The organism is Neisseria sp. 27098_8_139, assembly GCF_041433195.1.
In the GTDB taxonomy this organism is placed as follows: domain Bacteria; phylum Pseudomonadota; class Gammaproteobacteria; order Burkholderiales; family Neisseriaceae; genus Neisseria; species Neisseria subflava.
In genome coordinates this window covers 68,668-84,107 of record NZ_JAPWBA010000005.1, presented here as the reverse complement: position 1 = coordinate 84,107, position 15,440 = coordinate 68,668, and the positions used below count along the sequence as shown (strand labels likewise).

The following is a 15,440-nucleotide window of genomic DNA, read 5'->3' as shown; positions in this document are numbered from 1 at the left end:
CGTTCAGGCAGCCTGAAAAAACCTGTTTCACACGCCGGCAGTCGTTTTACTGTCTTGATGCAGCCGTTAAACAGCATCGCCTCCGTTCGTGGAGGAACGGCATTGTTCCAACCTTTTTCACTTTTTTCCAACCCAACAGGGGCTTGTCCCTGCGGGGGTGGCCTCTTTTTCTTACGGAGGCCGATATGCTTTCCCAATCCCACCCCCAACAAAACCATCTGATGTTTGACCGTGTGGCCTACAACCACATCAAAAACGGCTACTTCCCCACCGATGAAGCCACGCTGGCAGGCATTACCGACCGCTTGGACATCGGCGGCGGCGAAGTGCGTATTTTTGACCCGTGCTGCGGCGAAGGTCTGGCACTAGAAACGTTAGCTGATTATCTGACCACCTGCGGCAGCCGCTGCCGCACCTTCGGTATCGAACTGGACAGACAGCGTGCCGATGCTGCCGCGCAGCGTTTGGAGCACCTTGTCCGCGCCGACATCGAAAACTGCATCTTGCAGGCCAAAACCGTCGGGCTGCTGTTTCTCAACCCGCCTTACGGTTTTGCCGCCAAAGACCAGTTGGACAACCGCAAGGCGCAACGGCTGGAAGAGGTGTTTTTCGCCAAAACCGCAGGCGTGCTGCAAACCGGCGGCATTCTGGTGCTGATTGTGCCCACGCAGGCACTGACCGAAGGCTTCTGCCGCGAAATTGCCTCCTACTTTACCGATATACGGATATTCAAAGCAGGAGTCGATACCTACCGGCAGGTGGTCATTATGGGCATCAAAGCCGCCAACCGCAGCCAAATCGGCAAGAAACTGGTGCAGCAGCAAACCCAAACCCTGCTGGCTTCTGAACATGCCGAAGACATCGGCAGCGAAGCGGACTGCTGTTACGAAGTACCGCCCGCTGCTGTCAAGCCGTTCAAGCCACTGTGCTTAGAGGTTTCCTCCGACGTGCTGGCCGAAGAACTGCCCGCGCTGCATGGACAAACCCTGTGGCCGCACTTCGGACACTGGTTCGGCGCGCATCTGGTGCAGGAAAAACGCCGCCCGCTGTGTGCGCTGGGGCAGTGGCATTCCGCGCTGGCCCTGGCCGCCGGACAGGTCAGCGGTATTGTTACCGCTGCCGACGGCCGCAGGCTGCTGGTCAAAGGATCGACGCACAAAACCAAAGTGGTAACCACTGCCGAGGAGTATGACGCGCAAGACCGGCTGGTGGTAACCACCACCGCGCTTGACCGCTTTGTGCCGAGTATCCGCGCCGTCAATCTGACCAAAGGTTCGCCGGAATACGGCGAGGTGCTGACCATTCGTTAAACCCTGCCGCCCTGCGGCTTTTATCCAAACCTGCCGCAAGGTGGGTTTTTCAGGCTGCCTTGTTGGTCGAAGGCAGCCTGAAAAACCGACTTTGTTTCACACGCCGGCAGTCGTTTTACTGTCTTGATGCAGCCGTTAAACAGCATCAACCGCATTCGTGCAGTTACGGCTTTTTCTTCAACCCGAGCGGGGTGTCCGTGCCCCGCGCATGGCAGCCTGCTTTTTTCATTAGGAGTCTGTTATGCAAGAAGTTTTATCCAACACCTATATCGTCTGGTTCAAAGACTGTTTCGAGACGGCGGAAGAAGCCGCTTTGGCGTTAAACGGCCAAACGGTTTTCCCGCTGCAACACCCGCAGGAAACCATACAGGACGCAGTCGGCCGTTTTTTGGAGCAGAGAGTGGGCTATGCCAAATCCCTGATTCAACTGGTTGAGCCGGCGGCGGAGTACGTCCGCAGGGAAAACGTTTTTGAAAACACGCCCTGCCGCAGCAGCAACTGCTACACGGCGGCGGTGGTTATCCCGCCTGCCGCAAGGCAGCCTGAAAATGCCGCACTGCCGTCCGGCACAGCCGACATCCTCTATCTGCTACAAGACGTGGAATACGATGTAGGCAGCCTGCCGACCGTGTTGGCCAAGCTGACCGAAAACGACACCCGCTGGCTGTACGGCCGCCATCGTCAAAGCATTTTTGACTGGATGGGCGGCAAAGGTCTCAGCCTGCACGACTTCGGCTACAACGCCGATGTGGTGCTGGAACAGCCGAACAAAGTCTGCTGGGAAGTCGTTTACAACTGGGCGTGCGATACCGTCCGCAGCCATTTGGGCAGCCTGAAATAGCAGGCCGCTCCGATAAAGCACCAGCCGCCTGAAACGGTGCGCCGGATTCGTCCGGCGGCGGTATTTTTACCAACCGGGGCATACGCCCTTTTTTGCCAACCCTGCGGGGGCTTCTGCCCCTGTGGGGCGGCGGCTCCTGCCGTTTAGGAGTTTTTACTATGCCTAACCATGTAACCAACCAAGTCAGCATCAGCGGCAACGCCGAATCGCTGGCTGAATTGAAAGCCGTGCTGTTTGCTTCGGGCATACCGGACAGCAGCGACGACGAAAACATCAGGCTGGTGGTTGATTTCAACGGTCTGATTCCGATGCCCCAATCACTGGACATCGAGGCCGGCTCGCTGACCTCGTCGATGCAGAAGTGGGTTGCCATCGATAAAGAACGACCGGCCGCCGTATTGCAAGCCAAATACAAGGCACTGTATGACAACCTTGTGAAACACGCGGGTGGACAAATCAACTGGAAGAAAGACAAGGTATCCGACGTGGAAGCCTTGTTCAGACAACAGCCCGATTTGGCCGCCAAATGCGGCATCAACTTGGATTACGGCGAACAAATCCGCTGCAACATCGAGTTGTACGGCTGCCCGACCTGGTATGAATGGCGTAACCGCTACTGGGGAACCAAGTGGAATGCCTACCACCAGCATATCGGCACGTTTTCCGATACGGGAATCTATGTTGAGTTTGATACCGCATGGAGTCCGCCGGAGCCGGTATTCGCCGAGATTGTTGAAACCTTCCCCGACTTGCAGTTGGAGGCACGCTATATCGACGAAGGCGGCGGCTTTGCTGGTACGTTTTACGGCGAAGACGGCTGCCTGTACAACGAACCTTGTCCAGATGACGAGTTTGAGGCATTTGCCCGCGAGCATTTCGGCTGGATATACGATGATGAAGACGAAGACGATTAAACACCGCCGCTAGTCTGTTTTTTAACCCTGCGGGTTATCGCACCCGCAAGGGCGTGATGACCCGCTTTTTTTAAGGAGTGCATCATGCCCAATTGGTGTTCCAACCATCTGTGCGTCAGCGGAGATGCTGCGCAAGTGGCCGATCTGGCCTCCAAAACCGTCCGCCCCGACCCCAAACGGCCGAGAGAGCGGTTGTTTGATTTCAACGGCATTCTGCCGATGCCCGAAGCCTTGTCGCAACCTTTGCCGTCATGCTCGTCTGACGAACTCAGATGGGCGCAACTAAGCGAAGGCATGCGGATGTCGCAAATCGAAAGCCTGATTGGCAAAGACCTGTACGACAGACTGGAAAAAAAGCTGTCCGGAACTTTTGTCTGGGCGGAGTTGCAAGTCGGCGAAATCAACCGCCGACTGAAAGCCTTTCCCGAACTGCAAGGCGAAATCGGGCTGAACCCCGAAGCCGCTGCGCTGATTATGCAGAACATCGAACGCTACGGCTCGCCGGACTGGTGGCACTGGTGTGTATCCCACTGGGGAACCAAGTGGAATGCGCAAGACTGCTGCATTAGCCTTTCAGACGGTCTGTTGGAGGTTTCTTTTGAGACCGCTTGGTCGCCACCGGAGGGTATCTATCGCGCCATCTGTGCCGCTTATCCGAATTTGCATCTGGAAGCCAAATACATCGAAGAAGGAATGTGTTTTGCCGGACGCTACGAAAACGAAGGCGCACAACTGTACGACTACCCGTGCAGCGATGAGGAGTACCGCGCTTTTGCTGTTGAGCATTTCGGCTGCGAGTTCTTTGACGATGACGAGGATGAGTAATCCCCTAGTTATAACTATTTGGTTGTAAATATTTTTAACCCCAAGCGGGAGTGCGCCCGCAAGGGTGTTCTCCTGCATTTTTTTGGAGAACATCCATGAACGACTGTACCGCCCTTGAAAACCCTTTGGTCTTCACCCCTTTCTGCAACCCACAGACACGGGAAACCTGCCTGCTGCTGGATTTACCTGCGGAACGCAAAGACGAATGGGCGTTTTACTGTAACGACGAATACGACCTGCCCGTGCTGGATGCCCGCATTGTCATCAATGCGCAGGCACTGGCCGATGCGCTGGCTGTCTATTCGCAACATCCCGAAACCTTCGGCAGTGTTTCCATCTCCATCAGCATCGGTTCGTCCGGCTACGAAGGCAAAATACGCCGTGAAGAGTTGAAAATCGTTATGGCGAGATACATCGATACGTTCTGTTCCGACATCGAGTTTGTCAATGATTGGAGCGGCAGCACCTACTGGCTGGATGCCGACAGCTACTGGCCGGTATCCAACGGGGAAATGCCGGCTTATCTGGCAGATTTGTTGGGCAATGGTTGTTGATTTTTCAAACTATGGGGCGTTTCTGCGGAAACGTTTCCCTTTTTCACAAGAGAGGCCGTCTGAAATTTCAGACGGCCTTTTTGTTGCCCATGCGTTATAAAAAACATCAGACACTTGGCATGATATATATCATGGTTTATACTAATATCAGATTGTAATTTTTTAGGAGACTCAATATGCAGACAGCTAAATTGTTTAACAATGGGCGCAGCCAAGCAGTTCGTTTGCCTGCCGCTTTTCGTTTTGAAGGTGGGGAGGTATTTATCCGCCGCGACGAAAAGACGGGGGATGTGATTTTGTCCAAGCATCCATCCGACTGGGCAGGTTTTATCGGCAGTTTGCAGGCTGCCGGAGTAGAAACGGATACCGACCCATTTGTCCGCCAGCCCGAAGATGCTGCTCCGAACCTGCGCGATCCTTTTGAAGGCTGGCAGGAATGAAAAAATATCTGTTGGATACCAATATCGTCAGTCTTGCCGTACGTGGCAATAATCATGTTTTGAAACATCTGACAAACGTGCCGATGTCCGAACTGTGCATTTCCGCCATTACCCATGCGGAACTGATGTACGGCTTGGCCAAACGCCCAGAAGCACGACGGCTGCACCGGCTGGTATCCGAATTTCTGCTAAGGGTGGACGTATTACCATTTGATACGGCAGTAGCAGAGGTTTACGGAACATTCCGAGCCGGTGTAGAAGCGTCTGGTCGCAGTCTGTCTGCGCCAGATATGCAGATTGCCGCGCACGCACACGGCATCGGAGCCGTTCTGGTCAGTAATGACCGCGCATTTTCCTATATACATGGACTGTCGGTGGAGGATTGGTCGTCAGATGAAGAATAAGATAAGCGTTATGCTTTATGGCTTATTAAGGCTATAATAATCAGCCTAGCTTATTTAAGCCTATTTGAACGGATTTATTACCCTACTTTCCATACTGGCTTACAAAGCATACCTAAATCAAACAAGAGAGACTATGGGAGAAAAATCCAAAATGTCCGAAATAAACAAAATCGCTCGGATTTACTGCCGGGTTTCAACCGAGGAGCAGGACTTATCCCGCCAACTCGGGTTGAAGAAGTGGGCGGAATTGCGCGGTTTCTATGTAGCCAAGGTTTATGCCGAGAAAGCCAGCGGTCGCCATGCCGACCGACCGCAACTTTTGGAGATGATTAAAGACCTGCAAGCAGGCGAAATCGTGATTGCCGAGAGTATGGACAGGTTAAGCAGACTGCCGCTGGTCGAAGCCGAGGCACTGATTGCCCAAATCAATAACCGTGGCGCACGCCTGCTGTTACCGGAAGTGTTGGACTTGCCAGCCGTCAAGGCGGCAGAGGACAGCATGGAATCGATTGTGTTCAAATCTATCCAAGACTTGTTACTGAGAATCCTACTGAAATCGGCCAGCGACGATTATGAGATGCGCCGTAGCCGTCAGGCGGCTGGTATCAGCCGAGCAAAATCAGAAGGTAAACAGTTCGGTCGCAGAATCAGCCAAAAGCGAATTGATGATGTCATCAGCTGCCGCAAACAGGGTTTGTCTATCAGCCGCACGGCCAAGATTTTGGAATGCAGTGAAGCAACGGTTAAACGCATCTGCAAGCTGGTTGCAGACGGGAAATACACTGTATCGAAGACATAACTCAGTTCGGTCGCACATAAAATTCAGGCTGTCCACATATCGGGCAGCCTGAAAACAAGGCGGAATGCCTATGCTATGGTCGTTCGGCAATATCCTTACTTGGACGGAAGCAAAGCGACTGTCGCGTTTTGTCGCAGTTGCGCGAAGTGAACACATAGCGTTGGGAAGAATATTTCGGATAGTCGGGATTGCGGCGGATATAGCCCCATTCGAGCATTTGCTTGTGCGATGTGCCTTGGTCGTAACAGGTAACGCAATGGTTGCCAAAGCGGTCTCCGCCACCGGTTTTTGCGATAACCTTGTCGGTATTATGGTTCAGTTTCTGAACGCCATCGTCCACTTTGGTCGCTACCTTGTTCAGCGGATTGTCTGACCAGTTGACACTGCCATCGGGATTGGTTGAGCAAGCGGTCAAAAGGATAGCGGGCAGCAATGCAAAAAACAGTTGTTTCATAATGGAACTCCTTATCTAGCCTAACGGCTGTGGTGTTGGTGAAACATTTCTTGGATAAAACCATTGTCCAGATGAGTATAAATTTGCGTGGTGGCGATACTTTTATGCCCGAGCAAAATCTGCACGAAACGTAGGTTATGGGTTTCGCGGACAAAATGGGTAGCACAGGAGTGTCTGAGGCTGTGCGGTGTGATATGCATTTCTTCGCCCAAGCGGGCTGCTACCATTTTATGCAAGGACAAACGGATACTGCACGGGCGCAACATTTTACCGCCACGACCAACAAACAAATGGTTGGTTCGGATATTGACCGCCGACGCAGAACGCTCTTTCAGGTAGGCACGAATGCGTTTGGCTACGGTGTCGGTTATCGGTACTAGGCGGGTACGCTGCCCCTTACCTATTACCCGTATCTGACGTTCAGCAAAATAAACGTCGGTCATCAGCAGATTGCTAACTTCGGAGATGCGCAGCCCCGAATAGGTCATCAGTTCAAAAATACACAAATTGCGTAGATACATCCAATGGGGTTGTTTTGGCAGGCACTGCGGATTGTCAAGCAGTTTGTCCAGCACCGACATATCTACTGATTTAGGTAATGTCTCTGGCAGCTTCGGCAGATCAAAACGAAAACGGTCGTAAGACAAATCCAGCACGTTGGCTTTGACCAGATAAGCGATAAAACTACGCCAAGCACAAATATAGCGGCGTATGGTGGTCGCTTTCAATTCGGGATTATCTGCCTGCTTCATGGTAATGGTTTCCATCATGACAATTTCAGTACAAGCTGCCTGAAAATCGGCAATCTCGTGTTTAACCGCATAGTCGTTAAGCCGCGAAGCAAACTGTCGTAGGTTGCTGCGGTACCCCTCGATGGTTCCTTCCGAAAAACAGCGAGAACGGCAGTGATCCAAAAAACCGTTGATATGTTGATGCAGCTGATTTGAAATGTTAGACTTTAACATAATGCTTTCCTTATAGAAAATTAAAGAAAAGGCGGTAATTCCGCCATCATGCAGTCTAAAAGCAGTTATGAGATGTGTCAGCCGCAGCCGGTTCAGTACGAATTAGAAATATGGGACTGGTAAGGGTCGGAACGCTTGGGAGTCGTTTGTTTTACGCGGATTTCAGGTGTTGCGGAAACTACAACAGTTTTTCTGCCGGTTCGGTTTTCAGTCGGATTGTTTCTTTCCTTGTTTTTGAATTCCCGAAACAGTGCCGACACATTGGACACATAATTTTGGGTCTCGGCAATCGGCGGAACACGGTATCCCGCTTTAATTACCCGACCGGGACCGGCATTGTAGGCGGCCAGAGCCAAATCTGTCCGACCGAACTGACCGAACATCCGTCTCAGATAACGCGCACCCGTACGGACAGAAACTTCCGGCACAAACAGTTTTGCAGGATCGATGTTCAAGCCCCTAGCCGTTGTCGGCATAACCTGAGTCAGACCGGAAGCCTGTTTCGGCGAAACCGCTTTGTGGTTGTAATGGCTTTCATAGGCGATTAGAGCTTTGAGCAGTGCTGGCTCCACCCCCTCTTGTCGGGCAATCCGTTCGATGGTTTGGTGGTGTGCCCAATAGTTTGCAATCATCGTCTGACAGGTATTTGACTTGGATCGTCCTTTTAAACAGTCGCTGACATGATCGGCAGAGGCAGCCTGAAAAGGGAAGGCTGACAGCAGCAATAAGCAGATACAGAATGGAAATTTGGGCATCTTGGTTTTCCGAGGTGTAATTGAAGGAGTAACTAAATGAAACGCAGATACAATCCCTTATTTGCTCATGAAATTAACAACTTTTGGCATCATTCCAGACCTAATGTCGATAATGGCGAAGATGTTATTCAGGTACTTAAAAGGAATAAAGGTCTAAGATTGTTCGTTATTCTTACGCTGGCTTTGGCATTGTTACTCCATATCCTGAATTAGGAGATGATCGTGAAACCGAGCCGCATCCTGATGATTGGCGCATTGGCTTGTTTGGCTTTCCCTGCTATTGCTGATTCTGTGAAGAACAAAGTGGACTTTGTTACCCAAATATATAGTATTCCTATCGGCAGCAGAGACATTGAAAATGTACAATTCAGCAAGGAAATCCAATCACTTGAAAAACGGCGTGATTGGATTAATACGCGCCCCGGAAGCCTTGGGTTAGATTGTGAAGCGTTTCCTGAAATTATTCCGGGGAATGCTGGCATTGAACCTGATTTTTTTAAGCATCCAGTAAAAGTTACCGCGCTTCGTAACGGTCGGATTAGAGCGGAATTTTTTAACGTAGGGGAAAAACAGCAAGTGGATTTGGCTGTTAGTTGTTCTAAAAAATTTTGTCAGGTTGATGACGTGTTTTATCGCGGAATAAGTTATAAGAACAGTTTAAAGCAATGCCGTTAAAAATAGAAAGGCTGTGCTGTTATGCACAGCCTTTGTTGCAACTATTTATTTTCTAGGGCTAGTAGACATCCGCACGATTGTTGGTGTTATCCCATGATAATGTCTGTTCGGATAGATACTGTTTTGAACATAATCGGATACCCATGCACCTTTCCCACCGTTGGCCTTTTGCGACCAAATGGCGGCGTGACCATAAATTCCGCCTCCGCCTTTTGTTTTTCCATGTGCAGCAAACGATAGTACATCTCCATCTCGGGGTACATAGTTCTGATCATAAGGCACTTTTACCCAACCAAGCTGTACTAAATTATTTGCAACATCTTTACCATGTCCGTGTATCGGTATGCCTTGTGCTTGCAGACCGTTATTCACATATTCGGCACATCTCTTGATACTTTTAGGGCGTGCATGAGCCAGTGCATAATCTGCGGCAGCTGATGCTTTGGGAGCAGATGGTGTCGCATGACTGGCAGTTCGCTGGTTATTGCTATCGGATGAATTGTGTTGCTCATGCGATATTGGATGGCCGATCACTTTTTCAATCGGCACGCCGTCAACCGTGCGATGCCCCATATCCTGTATATTAAATGCCTTCATCTGTTTCAGGTTTTCCTGTACCTGTTTGATGTCGGCACTCAACTCAGGGTCAATAACATCTCCCATACCAGTGCCGTTGTTCTCTTCAACTCCAGCAAGTTTGCGGAAAGTTTTACCCAGCCCCATTGAAAGAACTTCCAGTGTTCCTGCACCATATCCGAGAGCCGCTCCGACGTAGTCTTTTTGATCCCATTGCTCGCCTGCCGCATCCCATGCCTTAAATGCATCGATTAAAGCATAGTCCTGTGCCTGTTCCGCCACACTGCGCAGATTGTATTTCTCAATAACCCGGTTATTGAAATTTACCATTTCTTTAAATTTGTCATGGTTATGCGCCATGATTTTTGCTTCGTCTTGTGGCGACATATCTTTCAAACTGCTGGCTGCATGACCGGGGTCGCCATAGGCTGATTGATTAAGCCCGAATAAATCGTTGCGTAAATTGCTGTGATCGATCGGGTTGGCAAAAGCACTTTTAGAAAGATTGTCAGTCGATATGGGTTGGTCAATAGCCGAGCGGTTGCCCAGCAACATATCGTGCCGGTGTTGCTCAACAGACAGCGCTCCGCCTGCCATTTGCGCATAGGCTTGGGCATGACCGGCCGGATTTTCTTGTGCTAGGTCATGGATGGCGGCATACGCGGCGGAACGTTCTCCGGCGTTGGATGAAGAGGCCAGATTCGCCAAAGTTGAGAAATAAGATGCTGCGTTGTCGGATGCGTTATGTAGTTTGGCTGCCGCGCTTTGGTCGTATTGGGCAGCGGCATTGGCACCGCTTTCCAGTTGGTGGTGCGCGTCATAAGAGTTCGCAGACAACAGTGCGGAAAACGCTCTTTGATCCAGCTTGGTACTAAACCCGTTACTGAGGGATTCGCTGCTGGCTTGGCTGAGACTGTGAACCCGTTCACGGGCATCACTCAACTGTTGGTTAATGGAATGGCTCAATTGCTGGCTATCCATTGTTCCAAACTGAGAGTTAATACCATTAGTGCTGCTAATGTTTTTACCTTGTACGAATGCATGGTCTTGACCGGTACTGTCTTTAAAGGAAATCGTATCATCCCTGTTTCCGTCGGCACCAAAACCAATCGTAGCACCTTTTCCTGCGTTGGCATTCGCACCCACAACAAAGCTCTCCCCAGTCTGGATTGCATGATCTCCCTGCTGGGCAAAACGGACACTGCTTTCCCCTTTGTCGTTTTGGGCATATACCAAACCGCTTTGGGTAACGATACCGTCCGTACCGATTTTCGCCAATGTCATCCCATCGGCTGCGCCTTCCAGCATCTGTATTTTTGCCGCTTCTGCCTGCATAGCGGTATCAACATAGCTCCGATCTGCCTGCAAATTGATTTCGGCATGGTGGTTTGCTTGGGCATCGGAAACCCGATGCATTTCGAATCCAGATGTAGGAATCGGACCGGCAGCCGTGCTGTTGGCAATCATACGACTCATGCCGATAACTTCCGACTGATCGAGTGGCGGGGTGGCTTTGGTTTCGTCCACATAATCCTTGCCCACCATATTCGCACGCTGTGCCAGCTGCACCAGTCCGTAAACCGAACCAGAGAGCAGCGACAGCATAATCAGCGGTGTCGAAGCCATCATGGTCGAGGCTGAGGCGAGCATGTCCTGCGTGCCGTCGAAGATGTTTTGGATAACGGCAGGCGAATACACCTGCAAGGGATTGTCGGAGGCGGAAATGGTCATAATCAGTTCGCGCATCCGGTTGTTGTAGCTTTGCAGCATGTAGTAGGCAATCGCGCTGTTGAGCGGCAGCCAGGAATTGACCCATGCGGCAAACAGCAGGTAGCTGCCCAATACTCGGATACCGCTCCACCCCATTACCAGTACGACAAAAATCACAATCGGCGACATCACGATGTATATGAACATCAGGATGTTCATGCCGTGTCCCATAAAATTCTGGTAGAGCGAGGCCTCGCCGGCGGCATCTACCGCTGCCCGGTTGCGGGCTTCGGTCATCATATACGCCTGCCGTGCGCAGTTGACATCATTGCCGCCCAAACACTGCTGCACGATGTGTGAGAACACCATATTGGCTTCAATTTCAGCGGCATTAACCGCGTTATAGGCAGTAAACACCTGTGCCAGTGCTGGCGGTTGCAGTTCGCCTTTTTCAATTTCGCTGCGCACCATTTTCAGCAGAATGTCAGGATCGTTCACGCCCATTGCCGCTGTGCTGCGCGAAGCGTTGCCGCCCGCAGCCAGTGCCATTGCCGAGGGAAGCTGATCCAATTCCTCTTGGACGGACTTGTAGCGTTGCGCCAAATCGGTGGTGCTGCCTTTTACGCCAGAAAGGTTGCGGCTGTTGGACGCAGCCACCGCAGTGGGCGAATACTCTTTACCTGGGAGATTGGCCACTTGTTTGAGCATCATCAGCGAGATGATTTTGCCTGCTTGGGCGCAGCCCACCTTACCAATTACTGGCGGCGCGCCTTCTTTTTCAGCGGGCAGGGCGATATTGGTTACCCCGCTCTGCTGCCCGCGTGCCAGCACATTGAAGATTCCACCTTTGTCGGCATCGCCCCAGCGGTCGGACCAGTTGCACACTTGGGAGGCGTTAGCCAGATTGGCCAACAGCAGGGTGTTGTCTGGGCCGGAGAACTGGTTGCGCAGGCGCAGCACCGTTTTGAGCGGGCTGAAATAGCCTTCCGCACCGTGGGTCAGAAGACCGCCCTGCGGCGCGGCAGTGGACGGACCGGACAGCGAGGAATCGGGCAGTACCTGCATACCGGTGTCGTAAATATCGGTCATTTTTTTGGAAACATAGGAGAACAGTGCCAGCGGATAGACCACGCCTACTGGCACATGGTCAATTTTGCGGAAACCGACTGCGCCGCCGCTGTTGCCGCCGCCCGCATCGTAGTAGGAGGCGATCCAGACGGGGGTTTTTGGAATAAACATCGCCGCCACCAGCACAATCATCAGGAAGTTGTTGCCCGGCTGCATGGTGCGGCGGGTAATAAACTGTCCCAGCATCGCACACAGGGCGAGCACCGAACCCAGTATTAGTAGGCTGACCAGCGGCGAACCGCTGCCCATGCCGTTGAAGAACATCGCTACCGCGTTCAGCCCTTTGGCAATCACATCAACATCGCCAACCACCCACAGCGTCATAATGTCCGAAGGCGCATCGGTATCGACGCTTTCGGGCAGCGCGTCAGCACGCGCGGCCACAGCGATAGTCAGCAGCAGCAGCGGCAGCCACAGGCGCATCAGGGAATCAGGCAGCCTGAAAAGGGCGGGGTTTCTGGACGGGACGGACATGGTTTTCTCCTGTTCAGGCAGCCTGAAAACCTTTTTCAGGCTGCCTGTGCGTCAAAGCGTTTTTTCAGACGGCCTCACTGTGCTTTCAGGCCGCTGTTGTTGCCGGTCAGTGTCATCGCACTGGTAACTAGGGTAACGAAATTCTGCTGTGCGGCGGCGCGGTAGCTGCTTTCGCCGTAGCGGGCCGTTTCGGCTTCCAGTTTGTCCAGCTGCTGCTTCTGCGCCGGCGACATGGCGACGATTTTCTTGCCGTTGCCCGTGATGTTGGCCGAATAGGCGACGGAAACGGTTTTGTTCATCGCACCGACCAGCTCGGCCGCCATCTGCTCGCCGTAGAATCTGGCCGCCGCATCGGCAGCCTTAACCGCCGTCTGGCTGCCTGCCCTTGCGGCCTGACTGAGCACGTCGGATGCTTCTTTTGGTAACTTTTTCAAAAATGCCTGCTGTTCGGGGGTCAGCGTCTGCGCGTTGTTATCGGCGAAGTAGGCCATCAGCGAGCCGGACTGGATTTGTGTCGCCACCGAGTCGCCCATCGCATTGCTGTCGCCGTAGGCAGTCTGTTTGCCAATCAGCAGGTTAAGGATGTAGCGGTAGGTACCGGGGAAGGAAGAGTCGGCAGTGGACACATGCTGACAGCTGTCAGCTTTGGCAGCGTTGAAGTCTTTGCAGCGGTATTGTGTCAACGCAGCATTGCTCGGCGCACCGTTGACCACATCGGCAAACGTCCAAATCGGGGCGAGATCTTTGTCGGTTTTTTCCTGCGATCCTTTGGTGAATTTCCCGCCAGATGCAGAGGACGAAGCATCAGCACCGGTCAGCAGAATCTGCGTGCCATACAGGCTCATCGCCATTTCCAGAAAACCTTGATCGCCGCCGTAAGGGCGGGTGTCAATAACAGGTTGCGCCCCGCCGAATACGCCGGCCGAAACAAGAGTGTTCATCATGTTGTTGCCGTAGTCGGTGGACTGGTCGGCGGCATCGTCCGCGCGGTTGGCGTTTTTGCCCTTGTAGCTGCGGCTGTCGTTGGCTTCGGCAAAGTCTTTTGCTGCACCGGACGCGGCAGCGGAAACGGCTTCCTCGTTTGCCTTGCTATCATCAGCAGCAGCGGAAGGATTGCGGCTGCCGCGCAGGTAATCAACGGCGGCCGTGCCCAGCTGGCAGGTGTTTTTGGCCGCGCTGTTGATTTTGGTTGTCCAATCCTGCAAACCGGACATGATGTTCTGGCAGGGTGGACAGAGATTGTCCAAGGCGATTTTGGCCGCGTATCCCGTGCCGTTGGCGATGATGGCGCGAATCAGGTCTTTCAGATTTTTCTCGGAAATCATGGAGAAGCTGCCAAAATAGGCATCGATACCGCCGCAGCCTGCCGAAAAACGCGGTGGATCAAAGGCCATGATGTTGAAACTGCGTACCGGCGAGCGCAGCGACAAGCCGCCGAGCGTGCCACCGTAGTTGCCGTTCACGCCGGCCGCTGCGGGCGCGGTGCTGTTCCACATTGCATCCATGCCTTTGCCGATGTCCGCACCGGCGGCAGATGCCGCCCACAGCGATGCGGCTAGAATGGAAGGCATATAGCGTTTGAGACCGTCTGAAAATGTTTTGCGTCGGGTATTCATGCGTTTTCCTTTACATCCGATTACGAATCAGTCCGTTGAGCATTCTGACCAGCTCATCGGGATTTTCGGGATTGCGGATTTGACGGCGGGCTTTGGCGATGTCTTGCGGGGTCAGCACGCCGCGCTCTTGCAGCCTGGCCAAGTCGGTCAGTTCGGGCGAAGCCAGCTTCATATCAATGGCGGCCAGCACGATTTTGTCTTCCAGTTCCGACTGCGACATCGCACCGTGAGCAACAATCGCCATCTGCTCCGGCGGAGCAGCCAGCACCACCGCCGGCGTCAGCTTGATGCCCAGCGTGCGGGCACGGTTGCCGCCCATATCAAAACGCAGTTTGTCAGCCGTCATACCGCTGATCACGCCGCCGTCGGTGCTGATATAGCGCACCTGCAAGCCGTATTTTTTCGCCAGCATCTGCACCACAGCATACTGGCTGTGGCAGAAGCGGCATTTGGAATCAAAAAACAGCCACAATCCGGCTTTGCCGGACAGGTCGCGGATAATGCTTTCCTTGGCTTGGGAAATTTGCGACAAAGCCTGCGCCCGCGCCATCGCAGCAATCGGGAAGCGTACCGATTCGTCCAACATCGGGTCGTTGCGCACCACACGCTCGGAGGCATCGGCAAAGTTCATCGACATGTCCACCATCAGGCGCGACATATATTTGTAGGCGCGCACGTTCTCGTCGGTGGGATTAGTCATCGCACGGTCAAGCAGCACCGGCAGTTGGGCGCGCACCCATGCCGCCGAAAACGGTTCGGGGGCAGCCTGAACAGGTGCGGCGGCTGCGGGTGCAGCGGGCGCGGACTGTGGTTTGGGCTGCTGCTGCGATTTGGGTTTCGCTGCGGGTTTGGGCGCATCGTCCTCATACCACAGCCAGCCCTGCGGTTTCGCCTTGCGGTAGGCATCGGCGGACGCTTGTCCGGCGGCCAGCATCAGACAGACGGCCGACAGGCAGAGGGCGGTGCGCAGATACGGTATCCGTTTCATGCTTATTTTTCC

At 53.0% G+C, this 15,440-nt stretch carries 15 protein-coding genes; 9 read left to right on the top strand and 6 right to left on the bottom strand.

Annotated features, from left to right (window positions below; translation table 11 throughout):
* Positions 1-185: 185 nt before the first annotated feature.
* The 8 genes from O3660_RS07050 (at position 186) to O3660_RS07015 (ending at position 6,087) form a co-directional block, all read left to right on the top strand.
* On the top strand, positions 186-1,310 hold the full coding sequence (locus tag O3660_RS07050) for a DUF6094 domain-containing protein (protein ID WP_371464756.1): 1,125 nt from the start codon (positions 186-188) through the stop codon (positions 1,308-1,310).
* 241 nt (positions 1,311-1,551) lie between these two features.
* Positions 1,552-2,151: a hypothetical protein gene (locus tag O3660_RS07045; protein WP_371464755.1), complete on the top strand. Its 600-nt coding sequence runs from the start codon at positions 1,552-1,554 to the stop codon at positions 2,149-2,151.
* 158 nt (positions 2,152-2,309) lie between these two features.
* The gene (locus tag O3660_RS07040) at positions 2,310-3,065 is read left to right on the top strand and encodes a hypothetical protein (protein ID WP_371464754.1); all 756 of its coding nucleotides are present in this window, start codon (positions 2,310-2,312) and stop codon (positions 3,063-3,065) included.
* A gap of 84 nt (positions 3,066-3,149) precedes the next feature.
* Entirely contained in the window at positions 3,150-3,890 is a 741-nt protein-coding gene (locus tag O3660_RS07035) for a hypothetical protein (protein WP_371464753.1), read from the top strand.
* Positions 3,891-3,985: 95 nt separating this feature from the next.
* Positions 3,986-4,444 (top strand): hypothetical protein, encoded by a 459-nt coding sequence (locus O3660_RS07030; RefSeq protein ID WP_371464752.1) that lies wholly within the window; start codon positions 3,986-3,988, stop codon positions 4,442-4,444.
* A 176-nt stretch (positions 4,445-4,620) separates the two neighbouring features.
* Positions 4,621-4,884 (top strand): antitoxin, encoded by a 264-nt coding sequence (locus O3660_RS07025; RefSeq protein WP_007341084.1) that lies wholly within the window; start codon positions 4,621-4,623, stop codon positions 4,882-4,884.
* Positions 4,881-5,288 (top strand): type II toxin-antitoxin system VapC family toxin, encoded by a 408-nt coding sequence (locus O3660_RS07020; protein WP_371464751.1) that lies wholly within the window; start codon positions 4,881-4,883, stop codon positions 5,286-5,288. Before O3660_RS07025 ends, O3660_RS07020 begins: the two co-directional genes overlap by 4 nt.
* A 151-nt stretch (positions 5,289-5,439) precedes the next feature.
* Entirely contained in the window at positions 5,440-6,087 is a 648-nt protein-coding gene (locus tag O3660_RS07015; RefSeq protein WP_371464750.1) for a recombinase family protein, read from the top strand.
* Positions 6,088-6,160: 73 nt separating this feature from the next.
* Here O3660_RS07015 and O3660_RS07010 read toward each other — a convergent pair whose 3' ends face one another.
* The 3 genes from O3660_RS07010 to O3660_RS07000 form a co-directional block, all read right to left on the bottom strand.
* On the bottom strand, positions 6,161-6,541 hold the full coding sequence (locus O3660_RS07010) for a hypothetical protein (RefSeq protein WP_314268863.1): 381 nt from the start codon (positions 6,539-6,541) through the stop codon (positions 6,161-6,163).
* 20 nt (positions 6,542-6,561) lie between these two features.
* Positions 6,562-7,506, bottom strand: a complete 945-nt coding sequence (locus O3660_RS07005) for a tyrosine-type recombinase/integrase (protein ID WP_371464749.1) — start codon at positions 7,504-7,506, stop codon at positions 6,562-6,564.
* Positions 7,507-7,598: 92 nt separating this feature from the next.
* Positions 7,599-8,261 (bottom strand): lytic transglycosylase domain-containing protein, encoded by a 663-nt coding sequence (locus O3660_RS07000; RefSeq protein ID WP_371464748.1) that lies wholly within the window; start codon positions 8,259-8,261, stop codon positions 7,599-7,601.
* Positions 8,262-8,483: 222 nt separating this feature from the next.
* Here O3660_RS07000 and O3660_RS06995 point away from each other — a divergent pair, with 222 nt between their 5' ends.
* Positions 8,484-8,936 (top strand): hypothetical protein, encoded by a 453-nt coding sequence (locus O3660_RS06995; protein ID WP_371464747.1) that lies wholly within the window; start codon positions 8,484-8,486, stop codon positions 8,934-8,936.
* A 45-nt stretch (positions 8,937-8,981) separates the two neighbouring features.
* Here the strand turns inward: O3660_RS06995 and O3660_RS06990 are convergent, their stop codons facing one another.
* From O3660_RS06990 to traF, 3 genes are all read right to left on the bottom strand, one after another.
* A complete protein-coding gene (locus tag O3660_RS06990) occupies positions 8,982-12,824 on the bottom strand; it encodes a conjugal transfer protein TraG N-terminal domain-containing protein (RefSeq protein WP_371464746.1) in 3,843 nt (1,280 codons plus the stop codon).
* A 74-nt stretch (positions 12,825-12,898) separates the two neighbouring features.
* Entirely contained in the window at positions 12,899-14,440 is a 1,542-nt protein-coding gene (locus O3660_RS06985) for a conjugal transfer protein TraH (protein WP_371464745.1), read from the bottom strand.
* A gap of 10 nt (positions 14,441-14,450) precedes the next feature.
* A complete protein-coding gene (gene traF, locus O3660_RS06980) occupies positions 14,451-15,428 on the bottom strand; it encodes a conjugal transfer protein TraF (RefSeq protein WP_371464744.1) in 978 nt (325 codons plus the stop codon).
* Between the last annotated feature and the right edge of the window lie 12 nt (positions 15,429-15,440).